Origin of the sequence: Agrobacterium pusense (assembly GCF_013285525.1) — a bacterium.
GTDB lineage: Bacteria > Pseudomonadota > Alphaproteobacteria > Rhizobiales > Rhizobiaceae > Agrobacterium > Agrobacterium pusense.
This window is the reverse complement of sequence record NZ_CP053857.1, coordinates 2,064,294-2,082,477: the sequence shown is the minus strand read 5'-3', so window position 1 is coordinate 2,082,477 and position 18,184 is coordinate 2,064,294. Positions and strand designations below refer to the sequence as shown.

At 58.2% G+C, this 18,184-nt stretch carries 18 protein-coding genes and 3 pseudogenes; 11 read left to right on the top strand and 10 right to left on the bottom strand.

The annotated features are described in order from the left end of the window. Positions 1–801: 801 nt before the first annotated feature. From HQN82_RS25690 to HQN82_RS23115, 4 genes and pseudogenes are all read right to left on the bottom strand, one after another. Positions 802–1,344, bottom strand: a complete 543-nt coding sequence (locus tag HQN82_RS25690) for a HipA domain-containing protein (RefSeq protein ID WP_272955778.1) — start codon at positions 1,342–1,344, stop codon at positions 802–804. Then, entirely contained in the window at positions 1,332–1,637 is a 306-nt protein-coding gene (locus tag HQN82_RS25685) for a HipA domain-containing protein (protein ID WP_112552917.1), read from the bottom strand. The genes HQN82_RS25690 and HQN82_RS25685 overlap by 13 nt, the downstream gene beginning before the upstream one ends. A gap of 201 nt (positions 1,638–1,838) precedes the next feature. Continuing rightward, positions 1,839–2,042: a HipA N-terminal domain-containing protein gene (locus HQN82_RS25565; protein ID WP_234904895.1), complete on the bottom strand. Its 204-nt coding sequence runs from the start codon at positions 2,040–2,042 to the stop codon at positions 1,839–1,841. After that, a pseudogene (locus HQN82_RS23115) lies at positions 2,039–2,312 on the bottom strand (helix-turn-helix domain-containing protein). The gene HQN82_RS25565 and the pseudogene HQN82_RS23115 overlap by 4 nt, the downstream one beginning before the upstream one ends. Before the next feature lie 286 nt (positions 2,313–2,598). Between HQN82_RS23115 and HQN82_RS23110 the strand changes: the two are divergent. Next, positions 2,599–2,919, top strand: coding sequence for a hypothetical protein (locus HQN82_RS23110; RefSeq protein WP_045535496.1), 321 nt, complete (start codon positions 2,599–2,601; stop codon positions 2,917–2,919). Between the two features lie 90 nt (positions 2,920–3,009). On the opposite strand, the pseudogene HQN82_RS23105 reads toward HQN82_RS23110, so the two are convergent. Beyond that, positions 3,010–3,413 (bottom strand): annotated as a pseudogene (locus HQN82_RS23105) (type II toxin-antitoxin system VapC family toxin). Next, positions 3,410–3,643: an AbrB/MazE/SpoVT family DNA-binding domain-containing protein gene (locus HQN82_RS23100; RefSeq protein WP_006700634.1), complete on the bottom strand. Its 234-nt coding sequence runs from the start codon at positions 3,641–3,643 to the stop codon at positions 3,410–3,412. The pseudogene HQN82_RS23105 and the gene HQN82_RS23100 overlap by 4 nt, the downstream one beginning before the upstream one ends. 189 nt (positions 3,644–3,832) lie before the next feature. On the opposite strand from HQN82_RS23100, the gene HQN82_RS25680 reads away from it, so the two are divergent. From HQN82_RS25680 to HQN82_RS23075, 6 genes and pseudogenes are all read left to right on the top strand, one after another. After that, positions 3,833–3,961: a hypothetical protein gene (locus HQN82_RS25680; RefSeq protein WP_267900252.1), complete on the top strand. Its 129-nt coding sequence runs from the start codon at positions 3,833–3,835 to the stop codon at positions 3,959–3,961. 114 nt (positions 3,962–4,075) lie between these two features. Beyond that, positions 4,076–4,636: a P-loop nucleotide/nucleoside kinase family protein gene (locus HQN82_RS23095; protein WP_173615982.1), complete on the top strand. Its 561-nt coding sequence runs from the start codon at positions 4,076–4,078 to the stop codon at positions 4,634–4,636. A gap of 23 nt (positions 4,637–4,659) precedes the next feature. Next, entirely contained in the window at positions 4,660–5,271 is a 612-nt protein-coding gene (locus HQN82_RS23090; protein WP_173615981.1) for a histidine phosphatase family protein, read from the top strand. A 106-nt stretch (positions 5,272–5,377) separates the two neighbouring features. Then, on the top strand, positions 5,378–5,761 hold the full coding sequence (locus HQN82_RS23085; protein ID WP_034497755.1) for an ester cyclase: 384 nt from the start codon (positions 5,378–5,380) through the stop codon (positions 5,759–5,761). A gap of 208 nt (positions 5,762–5,969) precedes the next feature. Next, positions 5,970–6,629 carry an outer membrane protein gene (locus HQN82_RS23080; protein WP_022563966.1) on the top strand — a complete coding sequence of 220 codons (660 nt, stop codon included), beginning with the start codon at positions 5,970–5,972 and terminating at the stop codon, positions 6,627–6,629. 395 nt (positions 6,630–7,024) lie between these two features. Continuing rightward, positions 7,025–7,124: pseudogene (locus HQN82_RS23075) on the top strand (alpha/beta fold hydrolase); the annotation flags it as partial. A gap of 134 nt (positions 7,125–7,258) precedes the next feature. Here the strand turns inward: HQN82_RS23075 and HQN82_RS23070 are convergent. Beyond that, positions 7,259–8,221, bottom strand: coding sequence for a D-2-hydroxyacid dehydrogenase family protein (locus HQN82_RS23070; RefSeq protein WP_022563964.1), 963 nt, complete (start codon positions 8,219–8,221; stop codon positions 7,259–7,261). Further along, on the bottom strand, positions 8,218–9,243 hold the full coding sequence (locus HQN82_RS23065) for an NADP-dependent oxidoreductase (RefSeq protein WP_022563963.1): 1,026 nt from the start codon (positions 9,241–9,243) through the stop codon (positions 8,218–8,220). Before HQN82_RS23065 ends, HQN82_RS23070 begins: the two co-directional genes overlap by 4 nt. 258 nt (positions 9,244–9,501) lie before the next feature. Between HQN82_RS23065 and HQN82_RS23060 the strand changes: the two genes are divergently transcribed. Beyond that, entirely contained in the window at positions 9,502–11,085 is a 1,584-nt protein-coding gene (locus tag HQN82_RS23060) for a Na+/H+ antiporter (RefSeq protein ID WP_022563962.1), read from the top strand. A gap of 112 nt (positions 11,086–11,197) precedes the next feature. On the opposite strand, the gene HQN82_RS23055 is transcribed toward HQN82_RS23060, so the two are convergent. Both HQN82_RS23055 and HQN82_RS23050 read right to left on the bottom strand, forming a co-directional pair. Next, positions 11,198–12,010 (bottom strand): nickel-binding protein, encoded by an 813-nt coding sequence (locus HQN82_RS23055; protein ID WP_173615980.1) that lies wholly within the window; start codon positions 12,008–12,010, stop codon positions 11,198–11,200. Positions 12,011–12,174: 164 nt separating this feature from the next. Further along, positions 12,175–14,118: an ABC transporter ATP-binding protein/permease gene (locus HQN82_RS23050; RefSeq protein WP_022563960.1), complete on the bottom strand. Its 1,944-nt coding sequence runs from the start codon at positions 14,116–14,118 to the stop codon at positions 12,175–12,177. A 217-nt stretch (positions 14,119–14,335) separates the two neighbouring features. On the opposite strand from HQN82_RS23050, the gene HQN82_RS23045 reads away from it, so the two are divergent. The 3 genes from HQN82_RS23045 to HQN82_RS23035 all read left to right on the top strand — a co-directional run bounded on the left by HQN82_RS23045 (position 14,336) and on the right by HQN82_RS23035 (position 18,151). Then, on the top strand, positions 14,336–15,544 hold the full coding sequence (locus tag HQN82_RS23045) for an MFS transporter (RefSeq protein ID WP_034497759.1): 1,209 nt from the start codon (positions 14,336–14,338) through the stop codon (positions 15,542–15,544). Between the two features lie 137 nt (positions 15,545–15,681). Next, positions 15,682–16,191: a cytochrome P460 family protein gene (locus HQN82_RS23040; RefSeq protein WP_022563958.1), complete on the top strand. Its 510-nt coding sequence runs from the start codon at positions 15,682–15,684 to the stop codon at positions 16,189–16,191. Positions 16,192–16,372: 181 nt separating this feature from the next. Further along, positions 16,373–18,151 (top strand): cytochrome c biogenesis protein DipZ, encoded by a 1,779-nt coding sequence (locus HQN82_RS23035; protein ID WP_022563957.1) that lies wholly within the window; start codon positions 16,373–16,375, stop codon positions 18,149–18,151. The last annotated feature ends 33 nt before the right edge of the window (positions 18,152–18,184 follow it).

Here is an 18,184-nt window from a genome sequence, read left to right as displayed (position 1 = left end):
AGAGAACAAGAGAACAAGAGAACAAGAGAACAAGAGAACAAGAGAACAAGAGAACAAGTCAACGGGCGGACAGGTGATTAGGCAAGTAGCGTCTGGAACAAACTTTGAGAAAGCAAAGAACCCGAATTCCGGTCATCACGGCAGCCTCGGCCGCTCCAGGCTCAAGGATCCCACGCTGGACTACCGGTACTTTTTCCGAACGGCGCGGGCTGAGGGAGCGAGCCGACGTGATCGGCCAGCGGTCGACGAAAAGACAAACCTCCCCGCGACAGGCGTTGGAGCAAATCGCAAACATGGAAGCGCGAGAGTCGTGATGTCGTTGAGGGTTACTCTCCCAACCTGAACCTCGTGCTTCGCTCGATTAGACTCGACCCGTCGGGACATCCCATTAGTGAAGTCCGATTTGACCGGCTTCAGACTGGTTGGAGCAACTGACACTCTAGTGGCCGTAGAACAGGACTGCGTCGCCGGATGTCCGAGGCATTCGCCTATCCAATCTTGTCGAGTTAGGATTTATCAACAAAGCCTGCTTTCTGCACAACGGCCATGCCTGCTTCGACGCGTGGGCCCAACGCGCTCGACTACCGCGATGGCCGGACGAGAAGCAGCGGCGCCGCGCCTCCAAATCGGTCGTTCATGCGGTTCCGAAACCGTCTTGAAAGAAGTCGTCCGTACGCGCCAACGCGAAGGACCAAGAAGGGCGGGCGTTTTCATGCGTGACCAGAGAGGAACTTTTCGGTAGACGGACGATATCGCTATGCACTCAGAAAACGAGCGAATAGGCTCGGGTCGGGCTCCAGCTCATCGACCACCTAATCGAACCTGAATTCTTCGACACCGCTTTCGAACGCTGTGCGTAAGCCGCTCGAACACCCTCGTCGGATCGCTGGCCGAATCAGAAACCTCCTGTGCCACCGCATCGCATCCGACGCTGACCAGTTGTGCGAGCTCCTCCACCCGTTTCAACGTTGATGCACCGCTCAGTCCAACGTCATCAGCCAGTGCCTGCCAATCGGCACGTCGCAGGTCAGGCGCATGGAACCGGCCAGAAATCCCCTGAGGCAGACTTTGATCGACCTGCCGATAAGCGGCTGCGCACATAAGGTCATAGAGAGGAGCCATCTTCGCGGACCCACCGGCACCGATCAGGATCGAGTAATTTTTCGCATGCGAATCCGAATTGCAGATCAGAACATTCAAGATCACCGCGTCGAGAAGTTTCAACCGCTCGCCAGGAGAAACAAGATCGCTGACGGCGTCAAACATCATCTTCATGGTCACGCCGCGGCCGGTCGAGGATCGCTCGTATTTCTGCGACGGGAAATGTCCCGTTAACTGGCAAATATCCTCCTGATGCGCAACCTGCGGATCTCCCCTTGAGGGTCGGTAAAGCGATCATAGCGTTTCACGAGAAGATAACGTCGCTTGCCAGCTACTCCGATCGTCGCCTCGGCAGCCTCCAGACCGCAGGCACGCGCAAGCGACAGGCAAAAGGCTTCGTTCTCCACGCTCCCCGCAAGGCGTTTCGTATCAGGCTTGAGAATATGCGTTGATGGCGTCCCATCAACCGGAACTGAAATATGGCCGTGCCCGTCGACAAACACCGGCAGTTTCTCCTGGACGCCCGCAAGCGACATGGAAACACCGCGCTCTCCGACCAGAAAAGTTTGGCAGGAAGTTCACCGAGAATACGCTCCAGCGCCTGCTCATCCGGCACGGGCTGGAGGTTGACACCCGCTTTACGCGGTTCGCCGATCGACAGCGCTCCCGCCGTGTCACGTCCGATATGACCAAGCACCGACAATGTCCTGTGGAGAAACCTTGAGGCGTTGTCCGATCTAGGCAAGATGTGTTTCTGGAAGCAGATTGGCAAGCCAGTGCAGCAGCTTGGCAGTACCCACGGGCCCGGAGCGCAGCGGCATGGTGAGCGACACCGGAAAGGCCGTGCGGCGCGCTTCCCAGCCCGGATCATAGTCCAACGTCCATTCGCCATCAAAAGTCAGATGGGCGACAGGCAAGGTCTCGTAGTAGATGGTTGTCATCGATCAGCACCAAACATCGGCAAAAAGCCAAGGTCATCGTCCGGCGCGGCTGGCACAGCCTGGACCGTCTTGAGATCGCCGATCTCAATGCCGACGGTGCGCGCGACGATCAGGGCATTTTCGAGCTGGCAACTCGGCTTGCCCGATTCAAGCTCGACGATGAAGTCGTTCACCCGTTCCGGAACGGGCAGCAAGCCCGGTTTGCGTCCAGCCAAGAGATTTGCGTTTCTCCTTGATAGCATCGCCGAAATCGCGTGCGGACCTGAACATCGTGAACCTCTATCTCTTATCTTACCGTACAACTATTGTTTTCATCAACATTGCCAGATAAATTACTACACCGGCACTTACAGTAACCTTAATTATATACATTAGAAATATCACATAAATACATAATATTCCATCCATAATCTATTATGAGTATAGCGGATAACCCTGTTCACCCCGCGTTCCGCCCTTTGGGACTGGCATCACAGTAAAGCCCCAAAACCGCAGTCCAAGGCAGCGCTGCAGGACTTCTGTTGACGCCAGCCGGCCGTCCCGGCAACCTCATACCATGACCCAGACCAACTGTTTCATTGCCGAGCTCATCCGTGATGCCAACCTGCTCGACCATCTCGACGGCTATCAGAAGCGCCGTATGCTCGAACGCGCGCTCACAACAATTCGCGACATGCGCGAAACAATCGGTATTCCATCCGGCGCCGGCCGTGACAGTCTCGTTGACCTCCACGCCGTTGCACTCTCGGTAGAACGTGGATGGCGCAGCGATGAGGAAGTGCGAAACGCTCTGCTGCAGGCAGCCGGCATGATCCGCGACCTGCATATCGTCCTCGACAGCAAAACCGAAATCAGCCTTGTCAAACCTGCCGGTTGAAAGCGTTGCAGCTCGCCTGACCGGCGGCACCAGAGCCGAAACCGCCCCTGAAACCGGTGAGTAATCACAAATGCTAAGGCTCGCGCATTCCTACGCTTCAGGCGAGATCAGAGCGACCGTTGGAAAATACGATCGGTAACGAGCCACATCTCGCGTCAACAAGGGAAGGTTTTGTATTGCCGCGTGGGCGCCTATAAAAAAGTCAGGCAAAACACCGTTACGGGTACCGCCACCGCGGCGATATCGGTAAAGGCCTTTCCCGCCAGAAATAACGCCGCGCGAGGGAAAAGGCTGAACTTCAACCCCGCCTGATCAACAAAAGCATCAAGTTCTTCTATCCGCTCATATCGAACAGACAGTTCCGCGTAGACAACGTCATTGATGAACAGCGGACCCGAAACGCTCGCCAGTTCGAGCTGCTCAATCGACCAGTCGGCCCAAACCGGGTCGTCCGTCACAAGATCAAGCAGGACATTTGTATCGACAAGCGTCACTCGTCACCACGGGTCAGCGCCATGATGGCGTCGGTACCCAGACCTTCACCAGCATGTCCGCGCAGCTTGGCGAAACGCGTGAGTGGCTGTTTCTTGTCTGCCCTGACGAGAACTATCCTTCCATCGGGGGCCCGAACAAAATCGACCGAGCTTCCTGGCGAAATCCCTAAAAGCTCACGTACGGCTTTTGGAATGGTGACCTGCCCTTTGGCCGTTACCGTTGTTGCCATCTCAAACTCCCGTAATACCGGCGTAGAAGATGGTATTACTTCTGTGCCTCTGTTTCAACCAATCTCGCGATGAAATCAGTCACCAACGCCCAGCCACCAAATCATACCCGACAACATTCAGCCTATCGCCGTTAGGATTACATTAACCATGCCGGACCACTCTTCCGTTAGCAACGATGGAGGTTGGCTATGGCTTACGACTGGGACCGCAATGAACGCGACGGCCGGTTCGATGAACTGGCGGCAGGACTGATATTCTTCACAATAATCACCCTGCTTCTGGCGTCAGCTTATCTCGTGACAAGCCTTGCCAGCTAGGGCGGTTCATTGCCTGCGTGCCGGCCAATATAGAATACGCCAGATTGGCAACATCGATAGCACAATGATCACATCATCATCCGCTTTATGCCTGCCAAAGGTCAGTAATGGAACATGACGGACGATCTTGGCGGCCATATCCTGCTTCTCTCCGGCCATCCCGGCTCTGGCAAGTCGACAATCGCCGGAACGCTGGCTCACTTGCCCGGCGTGCCAAAGGTGCATTTCCATAGCGATGATCTGTGGGGATATATCAAGCATGGCCGCATCGATCCCTGGCTGCCGCAATCCCATCAGCAGAACCAGATGATCATGCAGATTGCCGCCGACGTTGCCGGTCGCTACGCGAAGGCGGGCTACTTCGTGATCCTCGATGGCGTCGTGCGACCGGACTGGCTTCCGGCCTTTACGGCAATTGCCCGGCCGCTGCATTACATCGTCCTGCGCACGACAGCGGCAGAGGCGGTAGAACGCTGTCTAGCCCGCGGTGGTGACAGCCTCAGCGATCCTGATGTCGTCGCCGATCTTCACTCGCAGTTCGCCGATCTTGGTGCCTTCGAGCACCATGTCCTGTCAATGTCAGGCATGGACAAGGGTCAGGCTTTGCAATCGGTCATCAATGCGCTGCAATCGGCACGTTTCCGTATCGATGCTTTGGATGAAAGCAATCGATAACGAATGTGCAGGATGAAACAAGCGTGGCTCTACCGACCATCTACCTCCTTCGTCACGGCGAAACCGTCTGGAACTCTCTTGGCCGGTTTCAAGGACAATTGGATTCACCTCTCACGCAGCGTGGCATCGAGCAGGCGGATCATGTAGCTCACTTGCTCCGCGAAACGCTCTGCAACGATGACCAGTTGTTCCAGATGCAGATCAGTCCGCTTGGGCGCGTGCGCCAGACCGCGGACCGCGTACAGGCCAAGGTGCCACTCCCGTATATAGAAGATGACCGACTGGTTGAGGTTACGACCGGCTCCTGGGACGGGATGACGCGATTTGAGATCGACAACGAGTTTCCCGGCCATCTTGACGGGACAAACGCGTTCGACTGGTATTTCGGGGCGCCAGACGGCGAAAGTTTCGATGACGCCTGCAAGCGCGCGACGTCATGGATCTGGGATATCCGGCATCCGACCATCGTCATTTCCCATGGTCTGTTCGGGCGGATCCTTCGCGGCGTGTTTCTCGGACTTTCAAAGCGGGAGATGCTCGAACTGCCCGTTCCGCAGGATGGATTTTACCGGCTAGACGGTGGCAGGTGCGATCTCGTCACCGGTTCCCCGTCCATACCTGCACGTGTTCAATGACGGAGCACAGTTCGCTGTCCCAACGGACCGCGAGCAACGCGCAAACTGCTGACATCGACCTCGGCGCCGAAGCAGGCTCGACCCTTCGATCGATACGGAGAAACACATGCCGACACTTCAGGATATCTATCTTTCCTATCTCGACTGCCTCAACCGTCAGGCTTTCGATGAACTCGGAACCTTCGTCGCCGACAATGTCGAACACAACGGCCGACCATTCGGATTGTCGGGCTATCGCGACATGCTGGAAAACGACTTTGCCGACATTCCCGACCTGCGGTTCGAGGCAGAGATCCTTGTCATCGAGGCGACACGGGTTGCCGCCCGGCTTCCGTTCGATTGCATGCCCAAATCCACCTTCATGAGCCTTCCGGTCAATGGCAGGAGGGTTCAGTTCTGCGAGCATGTGTTCTACGAATTTGAGCACATGAAAATCCGCAGGGTCTGGTCGGTCATCGACAAGCCCGCAATCGAACGTCAGCTTGGCTGAGAGCCCTGGCCTTGCAAAGACATCGGCTGCCGGCAAAGGCCTGTAAAATTATCCTGACGAGCGCGAGCGCAAGCGACTTCCCACCGCGCCCGGGCAGCCTCGATTTTATGCAGACCGCTGCACGGATCGTAGGCGTTGCACAAAGGTTACATCATTTCTTAGGCAAAAGGCATATAAATGATCTCTCATGTAAGGGAGTTCAGAGACTATGAAGAAAATCGTATCGACTATCGCATTCGTGCTCGCGGCATCGACTGCAATGGCGGCCGATGCCGTATCAGAAGTACCTGCAGCCCCGGCAGCAGAGGTTGCGCCGCTGTTCAGCTGGACCGGATTTACCGCCGGTGTCCAGGCAGGTTACGGCTGGAACAACAATGACGCTTCGATCGTCGGCCTTCCCGGCGAAACGTCCGCAGACTTCGACGGCGCTCTCGCCGGCGGTTTCGTCGGCTTCAACTATGACCTTGGCAACAGCTGGGTCGTTGGCCTTGAGGCTGACTTCGAAAAGAACTGGGGCGATGATTCCGCCACCATTCTCGGCACAGGCTTCGACTACGGGTTTGACTGGCAGGGTTCGGTTCGCGGCCGGGTCGGATACGCATTTGACCGTGCACTGGTATACGGTACCGCAGGCTGGGCCTATGCTCGCGGCTATGCGGAAGTCCCGGGCATTGCCGACGTGAAGGAAACCTTCAATGGCTACACCGTCGGCGTTGGTCTCGACTATGCATTTACCGACATGGTGTTCGGACGCGTTGAGTACCGTTACACCGACTTCGGCGACAAGGATTTCAACTTCGGTGGCGCTGCAATCAACGCGGATGTCGACCAGCATGCAATCCGCGTCGGCCTCGGCGTAAAGTTCTGATCCACCTGGACAGCAACAACAAAAGCCCGGCCTTCGTGCCGGGCTTTTTCCTGTACCTTTTTAAAAGCGGCAGCAAGGAACCGGGGCCGGCAAGTGCGGGCAACCGGTTCGTCAGCGTATCCGCAGCACAATTACTGAACATGCCGACCAGGACCGAACGCGGACGGACACGTTCCTTCTTCCGCCAGCAGACGCTCAGCCGGTCTCATCCATGATCTTCCCTTTGAGCGAATCCTCAAGCAGTTGACGATCGGCACCACGCAGCGCCATCCGCGGCAATTGACGCCGCAGCAAGTCCCACAGCATCTGCGCATCCGTCCGCCGATTTTTGCAGTTGGTAGAGCATTCTCATGCCACGCAGCACCTCCAGCAGCACCTAAAGTTCCCGTTCCTTCAAGGCCTTCTCGGAAACCGACCAGACCGAGAACCTGAAGAATCTCCGTTCCGACGCTTGTTCTGCACGGTGAAGACGACCAGATCGTTCCGATCGCCGACCTGCTGGCCCTCATCAAGGGCTGATACTTTTGTGACATCAGAATGTGGCCGATCATTCGGCCGCATTATTATTTGGGCGAGGCCAGATGGTGCCGCCAGGCGGTGCGACGGGAACCAAGGGTCAACTCGGAAGTTCACAAAACCCGCAGTGGCGTTCCGTTCAGCCATGCGACGAGATTGTCCACGGTATCTCGATAGAAAATCCGATATGAGTTTTCGGTAACAAACCCGATATGAGGCGTCGCGATCACATTGCCAAAAGTCCGAAGCGGATGATTACTGGGCAAAGGCTCATGATCAAACACGTCCACTGCAAGACCTGCGATCCTCTTGGTTTCCAGGGCAGCGATCAAAGCTCCTTCATCGACAAGCGGACCTCGTGACGTATTCACGAGCCAGGCTGTTGGCTTCATCAAAGCCAGCTGCTCCTGACCGATTACGCCCTTCGTTCGCTCCGACAGAACAAGATGCAACGTCACCCAGTCGGACTCGCGAAGAAGCGTCTCTTTTTCAACCCGTCGCACACCGGCAGCTTCTGCCGCCTCATCGGTCAGATTCTGGCTCCAGGCGATCACGTCCATACCGAAAGCAAGCCCGACCTTTGCGATCTGGCGGCCGATCCTGCCCAGACCGATGACACCCAGCGTGCTGCCCGAAAGGTCGCGCCCGACCGTGGTTTGCCAGCCACCACTCCGAAACGAGGCAATTTCTGTGGAAATATGGCGTGCCGCCGCAAGGATGAGTGCCCAAGTCAGCTCCGGGGCGCCCGATCCGTTCGCACCCGTCGCCGAAACAACGATGCCAAGATCACGGGCCGCGGCAAGGTCGATTGAGGCGTTGCGCCCTCCAGTCGTTGCGATGAACCGCAGGTTCGGCAGGCGCTTGAGAACACGTCGCGGCAGCGGCGTCCGTTCGCGCATGACGCAGACAGCATCGAACGGCAAGAGACGATCAACCAGGCGTTCTTCGTCCGCGATGTGGTCATTGAAGATCGTGATTTCGGCACAGTCTTTCAATGGCGACCAGTCGGCGCTGGTGATCGCCACATTCTGGTAATCATCCAAAACCGCGATATTTCTTACGTCATGGCGGCTCATGAGACGACGCCACCGATTTTGACGATAAGCTTGCCGAAATTCTTGCCTTTCAGCATGCCGATGAAGGCGTCAGGAGCATTCTCCAATCCATCGACGACATCCTCGCGGTACCTGATCTCGCCGCTAGCGACCCTTGGGCCAATCTCCGCGAGAAAGTCATTGAAATGATCGGCCGCAAATTCAGTCTGGATGAAACCTCGAACGAGAAGGCTCTGTCTCAGGATCGCCGACATCGTTGCCGGAAGACGGTCTGTCTGCGACGAGTTTGCACCGTTATATTGAGAAACGAGGCCGCAGACGGGAACACGCCCGAACTGGTTTAGAAGAGGCAGTACCGCATCCCAGACGCGTCCTCCGACATTCTCGAAATAGACATCAATCCCGTTTGGAGAGGCCGCGTTCAGATCGCTGACAAAATTCTCCGAGCGATGATCAACCACGCTGTCGAAGCCAAGTTCATCCTTCACGAATGCACATTTGTCGGGCCCACCGGCTATACCGACTGCCCTCGCCCCGTAAAGCTTTGCAAGCTGTCCGACCATGGAACCAACGGGGCCAGAGGCTGCAGCGACAGCAACCGTCTCACCCTGCTTCGGTTTGCCAATGAACTTCAGACCACTCCATGCAGTAAATCCCGGCATGCCAAGGACGCCGATCGCGGTCGTGACCGGCGCGCCGTGCGTCTCGACCTTTCGTAGCAAGTCCCCATTGATGACCGCCCCCGTACACCAACCGGTCCGCCCGCGCACGATGTCGCCGGGCGCAAAACCGTTGTGCCGTGACTTCACCACCTCGCAGATCGTCTCGCCTTCCATGATACCGTCGATGGGTACAGGCGCCGCGTACGATTTGGCATCGCTCATACGCCCACGCATGTAAGGGTCGAGCGAAAGATAGAGAACGCGGACCGTGACATCGCCCTCGGCTGCTTCGCGCAGCTCGGCATCCTCAAGGCGGAAATTTTCATGCGATGGTTCTGCCAAGGGTCGGCTTGCCAGCACAATACGTTTTATCGTCATCATAAGGTTCGTTCCTCGTTTATTAGCCCAAGTCTTGGGCCGCCCTCGGCTTGGATATTCCACCGCTTCTCGAACTCCACGGGTGGCGGCATCCCATTCCTGATGTGCTTGCGTTTTGGGTTGTAGATCATTTTGATGTGCGGCGCTGCCTAAAGAACCGGTGATAATTGCCGGAACTCAGTCAAACCAGCAAAAATGACTGCGTTGCTTTTTCGCAAATCTCGTCATTTGATGTGAGTCCGACGCGGATTGGGGGCGCATATGGACGGTACGCATCTCTTCGAACTCGTGATCGCGATGTTTCTCGCCATCATCGTGCTGCACTACATCGCACATCGCATGGGCCTGCCGCCATCGGTAGCGCTACTGGTGGGCGGGGGAACGCTGGCGTTCCTTCCCGGCTTGCCCACGATCGCTGTCAATCCGGAACTGGTTCTTGTTATCTTTCTACCGCCACTGCTTCTCGACGGAGCGTGGTCGATCGCCGTCGATCGCCTGAAACGACACGTCTTCGGAATTGCATCTCTCGCGATCGGTGCAGTGCTGTTCACGACAATCGTCATCGCGGTCGTTGTCCACCTCCTGATGCCGTCTCTGCCATGGGCGGCCTGCGCAGCCCTTGGCGCCATCGTCTCACCTCCGGACGCCGTGTCAGCCCGTGCCGTGCTGGAAAGGGTTAAGATTCCGAGGCGTCTGCAAATCCTTCTTGAAGGTGAGAGCCTTCTCAACGACGCCAGCGGGCTCGTGCTCTTTCGTTTTGCTGTAGCGGCTGCGGCCGGAAGTACATTCAGCACCACCGACGCGATCGGCACCTTCATTTTTCTGGCCCTTGGAGGCGCCGCAACCGGCGTGGTCGTTGGCTTCGCATGGGTAAAGCTCGTCCGGCACCTTGGCGACGAGTACCTCATCATTGCCGCCACCGCAATCTTGTCATGGATCGCCTATCTTTTGGCGGAACAGATCCATGCGTCCGGTGTAATCGCCACCGTAACGGCCGGGCTGATAGCGTCATGGCATCAGCACACCGTCTTTTCTGCGGCGACGCGAATGCGCGGCACCTCATTCTGGAACGTCCTTGTTTTCCTGATGGAGGCTATGGTTTTCATCCTGATAGGACTATCGCTGCGGGACGTCGTTGAACGTGGCGGCGGCTTTGGCTCACTGGTTGGTTCGATGGCACTCCCCGCGGCCGCAATCCTCGTTTCGCTCGTCATCGCGCGGTTCGTGTGGATATTCACATCGGATCTGGTCATCAGGTTTTTTCACGGGGTCAAGGTCGCTCGCTCGACGCCCCTCGGAGCAGGAGGGGTGACGGCGCTCGGCTGGGCAGGCATGCGCGGCGTCGTGACGCTGGCACTTGCGCTCAGCCTGCCGGAGGATTTTCCCGGACGTGACTTCATTCTGGTCATGGCATTCGCGGTTATCGTGGGAACCGTTCTCATACAGGGAACGACGCTTGGGTGGATTATCGCCTGGGCGGGGCTTGGCAATATCGAACCGGAGCGCGCACCGATGACGATGAGTGAGGCTGAAGCCGCCATGGCGCAGGTCCAGCTCGCAGCCGTTCAGGGGCTTGCCTACGACGAAAGTGGGGAACTCATCCATCCCCAACTCCTGAAGAGATACGAACACCGGCTGGCAGCAAGTGTCAGATACGCCGAAAGTACCGAGAAATATTCGCCACTTCTTCATGCCCACTTCGATGTCGTTCTTCAGGCTGTCGCCGCCGGCAGAAAGGAACTTATTCGTCTGCGACGCGAAGGAAAGATCGACGATGAAACTCTAAGGGAGCTTGAGCATGATCTCGATCTTGAAGAGCTCGGCGCAATTTCTGCGAAGGCGTGACTGGCTGGATGCTTTCCAACTTAAGGAAACCAGCACCTATAAGCAGCAGGAAGCCAAGGAAAGCATCGCAACGGTAGTGCCGCGTCAGGATCAGCCCTGAAGAACACCATAATCAATGCAACCACTCGCAACGATAGGCTAGGACCGGCTTGGCGAAGCCTTTAAGCCTGTATCGATGGCCATATACGGGGACATCGACGCTGCCATATTCCTGCAGGGTCTTGTCCGATATCAGGATCTGATCGCTATGGGCGGCAGCACAAAGCCTTGCAGCCAGTTGAACGGTCGTGCCGAAGAAATCATTGCTGTCTTCAACCGGCTCACCACAATCCAGCCCGATGCGGATGTGAATGGGTTCGCCCCTGTCGCTGTTGTAGCGATGGAAGGCGCGCTGAATATCGATTGCACAGTCGACTGCAAATGGCGTGGAGGAGAACACTGCCATTATGCCGTCCCCGGTGTGCTTTACCTCCCGTCCTGACCGTCTTACCAGACAGCCACGCACGAGCGCATCATGCGCGCGGACGAGTTCAGCTGCCATACGATCGCCCAGGCGAGCGGTCATTTCGGTTGAACCGACGATGTCAGTGAAAAGTATCGCACGGTGGCCAGCATCCATGTGTTTGGGGGCAGGCTCGAGCGGCGTCGGGTCCTGTATTCGCCCGAGAAACGCCTCCACAGCCGACAGAGCGACTTCCACAACTTCGCTGGCGACGAAACCGTGCGCTTCGCGGTGCACGCATTGCGCGGTTTCAGCATCCGGCGCATCCATGAGGCAGAAGGCGGTACCGCGCCTTTCATCGAACCAGTAGGTTAAAAACCTGACGCCATACCGGTCCTGAATGTCGATATCCTTAAGATGCGCGGCGGCAATATCGGCCGCAGAAACTCCGGCGAGCTCATGCCGGTCCATGAAGATAGGCATTGTTTCCTCCCGAGAGTATGTCGTTGCCTCATCTGGCGGCCAGATTACGACGTCACCGATTGACCGTCCACCGTTCATACGGGTGACGTGGAAAACATAGAAGCACCGAAAGAGCGATACTCATTCGCATTATATCAGGGGGTGGAGGTGCTGCGCGACTTTCGTCACCTGCGTTTGACCATGCGGCGGAGCAACGAGCCGGACCGGGCCTTCCTCGGAATGAGGTGGATATCGCTGACCAGCTTCGCGCCACCTTCCCGGCGTTCCAGCGTAATCTTGCGGCTGTGGAAGGCCTCCAGCTCAGCGCGATGTGCCACGCTGATGATCGTAGCATCTGGTAATTCGTCGATGACCGTCTGCATCATCCTGTCCTGGCTTTTTTCATCCAGGGCGGCGGTCGCTTCATCCATGACGATGATATCGGGATCGTTCAGCAGCAGGCGGGCAAAGGTGAGACGCTGTTTTTCACCACCGGAGAGCGTCTGGTCCCACGGCGCCTCTTCTTCCACCTTGTCCTTGAGGTGGCCGAGACCGACCTTGTCGAGAGCTGCGCCGATCTCGTCGGCAGTCCAGCTCTCCGCTGCCTGCGGATAACAGACCGCCCGACGAAGCGTTCCGGACGGAATATATGGCCGCTGCGGCAACATGAACAGCCGGCTACCGGCACGAAAACTGACGCTGCCGCCGCCCCATGGCCACAGGCCGGCGATTGCCCGCACGAGCGTGCTTTTTCCGGATCCGGATTCACCTGCGACGAGCACCCGCTCGCCGGGTCCGATTTCGACATCGGTTTCCTTAACGACAGCAGTACCATCGCCCAGCGAAACGGATACATCCTTGAGGCTCAGCATCGTCTCACCCTCCGTTTCACCGCGCACGATCCGGCCGAGCGTATCGCTCTGTTCGGCCCGCTCGAGGCCGTCAAGCGACATCATCAGCGATGCGACACGCCTTGCGCAGGCATTCCAGTCCGCCAGCCGGGGATAGTTATCGACCAGCCAGCCGAAGGCGGACTGAACGATGGTGAAAGCCGATGCCGCCTGCATGACCTGGCCCAGCGACATGCTTCCGTCGAGGAACTTCGGCGCGCACAGCAGGACCGGAACGACGGGCGCAATCAGCATCGATCCATGCGACACGACGGTGGTACGCATATATTGCTGCGCCATTCGTTTCCACTGATGCCGGACATTGCGGAACCTGCTGTCGAGATCGCTTCGCTCTTCTTCTTCGCCACCCAGCAGCGCAATGCTCTCGCCATTTTCCCTCACACGGGTCAGCGTATAGCGGAATTCCGCCTCGAGCTGGTTCTTGACTTCCGAGACTTTGACGAAGTTCCGGCCGATCCACGCAATCGAGCTTGAGGTTATAAGCGCGTAAATTACCGCTGCCACCACCAGAAAGCCGGGTATCGTTATCCAAACGCCGCCGATCGGCAACGTCAGCGCGCCGCCGATCGTCCACAGGACGACGATGAAGGTGGATGCCGATACGAAGGCGGCAATGACCCCTGCGACGAAATCCACCGGCGCTTCAGTGGCGATCCTCATGTCCTCCGACAGCCTCGCCTCCGGATTTTGATGGTCGCCGTCAATCAGGTTAAGCTGGTAATAGCGGCCATTTGCAATCCACCGGGAGACCAGCACCTTCGTCAACCAGGAGCGCCAGCGCCGCTGGATCCGCATCCTGACATAGACCTGCGATGTTACGATCAGGACGCTGCCCAGAACCAGCGGCGGGAATATGGAAGCGAGAAAATAGACCGTGGACGCATCCCGTTTTTCAATCGCGTCGAAGATGCCACGATTCCAGACGTTGACACCGTATTGGAAAGCGACATTGATGCCGATCATCACCAACAGGCCGATGGAGAACGGCCATGCCAGCCCGTCGCCACGGCGGCTCCAGAAGCCGCGCGCGCTGATCCAGAAGCGTTTCAGCAGATATTTTTTGCGGGCCTTCTCGGCTTCCTCGGGCGTCAGGCCCTCAGCAGGTTCGATTTCCTCCGGCGGCAGCGGCTCATCGGCTGCATTCTCGACATGTACTTTCCCTGCACCATTCTTGCCGGTGCCATCGGCTCGTTTCGAATTTGCGTCAGCATCGGTCATGGACGGCTAAACGGATGGCGGTTTGAAAGGTTGCCCGCCGGCAAAGATTTCCCGCGGGCAGAAAGGCGCACGACCCCCGGACACATCCCTGCGTCAACGCACGCGCCTGCGTTGTGCGCCGCACAAATTTGGACAAATAGGCATGAAATTCGGACTTTTAGATACATATCATCCAGCAAAATTCCTTTAAAACTCTCCCAACTCAAGGAGAGATACCATGACCGACACCACATCAGAGTTTGACGGGACAACAATGTCCCTCGACATCGAGGAGCAACCCGCGTGGACAGCCGCCACATGGTTCGCGGTCCTTTCGATGGCGGCCACCAGCTTTGCGCTGGTATCGGCCGAGTTCCTGCCGGCGGGACTGTTGACGCCGATGGCGCGTGACCTCGGTATCACCGAAGGGACCGCCGGACAGGTCGTCACGGCCACGGCATCCGTCGGCGCAGTGACGGCGCTGTTGAGCAACGTCCTCATCGGCAGGCTGAACCGCAAGACCGTGCTTGTCGGTCTGAGTGCACTGGCGATCGGCTCAAACCTTCTTGCTTCCTTTGCAACCGATTTCTGGCTTCTGTTGCTGGGCCGGGCCGGGCTCGGGATTGCTCTCAGCGGGTTCTGGGCGCTTTCGGTTGCCGTCGTGGCAAGGCTTGTCGGCGCAAATGCGACCGGGCGCGGCATGGCTATCGTTACCCTCGGCGTTTCGCTCGCCACAATCGCCGCGCCTTCGATGGGAGCCCTTATCAGCGACTGGCTGGGATGGCGCACGGCAATGTCGATGACGGCAGGGCTTGCCGTCATTGCCATGCTGCTGCAAATCCTCAGCCTGCCGTCGCTGCCTGCAAGCACCAGTAACAGCCTTTCCGATGTTTTCCGGCTGACGCGGCGGCGTAGCGTTCAGCTGGCCATGCTCGCGATCCTCCTGCTCATGACGGGACATTTCGCCGGATCGGTCTATGTCCGTCCCTTCCTCGAGCAGGTGACGCTCCTCGGTACAACGCCGATTGCTCTCGCACTGCTTGGATTTGGCGTCGCCTCGGTGATTGGCAACGTCGCGGGTGGCCGGATGGCTGATGCCAGTATCCGTCTCGCACTCATCGTCACCGCCGCGCTGATGGCATTTGCAACGATTTCCCTGGTTCTTTGGGGCGTCCATACCGGTGCCGCATTTGCTCTCGTCGCCCTTTGGGGCCTTGCCTTCGGCATGGCGCCTGTCGTGCTGCCGACCAACCTTTCCCGGGGCGCGCCGGATGCGCTGGAGGCGGCAGGCAGCCTGATGGTCGTGTCTTTCCAGGTGGCCATCAGCATCGGTGCAGTGTTCGGCGGCTATATCGTCGATTCCTACGGCGCCACCGCGCCGCTGGCTCTGACCGCGATCCTCGCGACATCCACCGTCGCGCTCGCGCTGCTACAGCGCGCCGATTGATATGTGTGTGCCGGCGCTTCCCTCGCCGGCACAATCGCTGCTACGATCTGATACATAAATCCCGGTTTCAGGAAACATGCCGGATACCTGCCGCGCAGATCATCGTCTGATCGTTTTCGGATCAGGCAGGATTTGTCATGAAGAACCAGATTTTCTTTGCCGTCACTCTTGCAGTTGCGGCAGCAGGTTTCGGAGCCGCTTATTCAAGCCTTGCGGACAGCCCGCCGGAAAACGCCTCACCCCTCTATGGCGTTACGCTTCCCGAGGGATATCGAGACTGGCGCTTCATCGCTCCCGCACAGGAAGCGCCGCCGCTCGATGAGCTTCGTGCCGTTCTGGCAAACGACATCGCCGTGAACGCTTACAAGAGCGGAACCCTGCCCTTCCCTGATGGCTCGATACTGGTGAAGCTTGCCTACAAGCGGCAGCAATCCGCGGAATTTCCACCAGCCACGGTGCCGGGCGCGGCAACCACCGTGCAGGTGATGGTCAAGGACTCCAGGAAATATCCTGACAGCCATGGCTGGGGCTTCGGGCGCTTCGTCAACGGCAAACCGGTCGATACCGCACAGCACGAGACTTGCCTTTCGTGTCATGTCGGCAACGTCAAGGACCACGATTTCGTTTTCACACGATACGCGCCCTGACGAGCAAAGGGCCACGCCGCCGTTACCCTTCATGGTCGACGGTCCGTCCGCTCGCCTACACTCCCATACAAAATCACCCACACACCGACACATCAGAGATACGCGACGCCGGGAAGGTGGCGCCATTACCGGCTCACCTTCGCCGCCCGGTGCCCCTAATCCCAGCTGAAAGGAAAAGATAATGACGCTTCTGGTCGTTGCCTATCTCGGGGGCGTGCTGACAATTCTCAGCCCCTGCATCCTGCCTATTCTTCCCTTCGTCTTCGCGCGGGCCGGCCAACCGTTCCTGCGCAGCACGCTGCCGCTGCTCGCCGGAATGTCGATCACCTTTGCCGCCGTTGCGACGCTCGCTGCCATCGGCGGCAGCTGGGCGATCAACGCCAACGAATATGGCCGGCTCGCCGCCCTTTCAATGCTCTCCCTTTTCGGAATTGGGCTGATGTCACCGAAGTTCGCCTCTGTCCTGTCCCATCCGGTCGTTGAATTCGGCAACCGACTTGCCAATGCCGCCGGCAAGCCCGATGCCGCCCCGACGGTCACTGGCTCCCTGCTGCTCGGCATCGCCACCGGGCTCCTGTGGGCGCCCTGCGCCGGCCCAATCCTCGGGATCGTGCTGACCGGTGCGGCCCTGAAGGGCGCCAATCTGGAAACCAGCCTGCTGCTTTCCGCCTATGCCGCCGGTGCTGCGACATCGCTTGCCGTCGCCGTCCTCATCGGAGGCAGGGTGTTTGCGGCGATGAAGCGTTCCCTCGGTTTCAGCGAGCGTGTTCGCCGGGCAACCGGGGCAGCGGTGCTGGCAGGCGTTGCCGCCATCGCCCTTGGACTGGACACCGGTTTTCTATCGCAGATTTCCTATGCCAGCACGACATCGTTCGAACAGCACGTTCTTGATCGTCTCGACGCCGCCAGAGGGCCCGAACAGAAGGTCGAAGTAGCGAAGAAATCCGCAGCCACAGCGCCGGACGGTGACGCTGCCACCATGCGCCCGGCACTGCCGGTTGAAGGCCCCGCGCCGTCCCTCGATGGTGCTGTCGAATGGCTGAACTCCCCGCCGCTCGCCCGTGAAGACTTGCGCGGCAAGGTCGTGCTCATCGACTTCTGGACCTATTCCTGCATCAACTGCATCCGCACCCTTCCTTATGTGCGTGCCTGGGCGGAGAAGTACAGGGATCAGGGTCTCGTCGTCATTGGCGTGCACGCGCCCGAATTTGCCTTCGAAAAGAAGATCGACAATGTCAGACAGGCCGTCGCCGGCTTCAAGATCGAGTATCCGGTAGCAATCGACAATGATTACAGGATCTGGCGCGCCTTCGATAACAGCTACTGGCCAGCGCATTACCTGATCGATGCCAAAGGCCAGATCCGTTACCACCATTTCGGTGAGGGAGACTACAGGGAGACCGAAGAGGCGATTCAGGATCTGCTGCGCGAGGCGGGCAGCACCGGCGCATCCGCCACCGAGACTGTGACGCCTGAGACAAAGGGGGCTGAAGCCGGCGCGGACATGAGCCACATGCTCTCCGGCGAAACCTATGTAGGCTACCGTCAGGCGCGAAGCTTTGCATCGAACGAGACAATACGTGCAGACGCGCCCCAAGACTATTCGGTCACGGCGCCTGCCCTCAATGAATGGGGGCTCTCCGGCGAATGGACGGTTGGCGCGGAAGCGGCCACCCTTGATGCGGCCAAAGGCGGTATCACCTACCGCTTCAGCGCCCGTGACCTGCATCTGGTGCTGGGTCCGATTGATTCCGGAAAGCCGGTCCGTTTCCAGGTGACCGTGGATGGCCATCCGCCGGGTCCTGATCATGGCGCCGATACGGATGCCAATGGCAATGGCGTCGTCACATCAACCCGCCTTTACCAGCTCGTTCGCCAGTCCGGCACCGTGACAGCAAAAACCTTCACCATCCGCTTCCTCGACCCCGGTGTGCAGGCCTACGCCTTCACCTTCGGTTGACCCGTTTTTATCCGGCCACATGAAAGGAATAAC

What these genes read in the sequence shown, in the direction of transcription:
- HQN82_RS25565 (WP_234904895.1), bottom strand. Translation starts at nt 2,042, where the DNA reads ATGACAACCATCTACTACGAGACCTTGCCTGTCGCCCATCTGACTTTT.
- HQN82_RS23085 (WP_034497755.1), top strand. Translation starts at nt 5,378, where the DNA reads ATGCCGACACTTCAGGATATCTATCTTTCCTATCTCGACTGCCTCAAC.
- HQN82_RS23080 (WP_022563966.1), top strand. Translation starts at nt 5,970, where the DNA reads ATGAAGAAAATCGTATCGACTATCGCATTCGTGCTCGCGGCATCGACT.
- HQN82_RS23040 (WP_022563958.1), top strand. Translation starts at nt 15,682, where the DNA reads ATGAAGAACCAGATTTTCTTTGCCGTCACTCTTGCAGTTGCGGCAGCA.
- HQN82_RS23070 (WP_022563964.1), bottom strand. Translation starts at nt 8,221, where the DNA reads ATGAGCCGCCATGACGTAAGAAATATCGCGGTTTTGGATGATTACCAG.
- HQN82_RS23065 (WP_022563963.1), bottom strand. Translation starts at nt 9,243, where the DNA reads ATGATGACGATAAAACGTATTGTGCTGGCAAGCCGACCCTTGGCAGAA.
- HQN82_RS23055 (WP_173615980.1), bottom strand. Translation starts at nt 12,010, where the DNA reads ATGCCTATCTTCATGGACCGGCATGAGCTCGCCGGAGTTTCTGCGGCC.
- HQN82_RS23100 (WP_006700634.1), bottom strand. Translation starts at nt 3,643, where the DNA reads ATGGCAACAACGGTAACGGCCAAAGGGCAGGTCACCATTCCAAAAGCC.
- HQN82_RS23110 (WP_045535496.1), top strand. Translation starts at nt 2,599, where the DNA reads ATGACCCAGACCAACTGTTTCATTGCCGAGCTCATCCGTGATGCCAAC.
- HQN82_RS23060 (WP_022563962.1), top strand. Translation starts at nt 9,502, where the DNA reads ATGGACGGTACGCATCTCTTCGAACTCGTGATCGCGATGTTTCTCGCC.
- HQN82_RS23095 (WP_173615982.1), top strand. Translation starts at nt 4,076, where the DNA reads ATGACGGACGATCTTGGCGGCCATATCCTGCTTCTCTCCGGCCATCCC.
- HQN82_RS23050 (WP_022563960.1), bottom strand. Translation starts at nt 14,118, where the DNA reads ATGACCGATGCTGACGCAAATTCGAAACGAGCCGATGGCACCGGCAAG.
- HQN82_RS25680 (WP_267900252.1), top strand. Translation starts at nt 3,833, where the DNA reads ATGGCTTACGACTGGGACCGCAATGAACGCGACGGCCGGTTCGATGAA.
- HQN82_RS25685 (WP_112552917.1), bottom strand. Translation starts at nt 1,637, where the DNA reads ATGTCGCTTGCGGGCGTCCAGGAGAAACTGCCGGTGTTTGTCGACGGG.
- HQN82_RS23035 (WP_022563957.1), top strand. Translation starts at nt 16,373, where the DNA reads ATGACGCTTCTGGTCGTTGCCTATCTCGGGGGCGTGCTGACAATTCTC.
- HQN82_RS23045 (WP_034497759.1), top strand. Translation starts at nt 14,336, where the DNA reads ATGACCGACACCACATCAGAGTTTGACGGGACAACAATGTCCCTCGAC.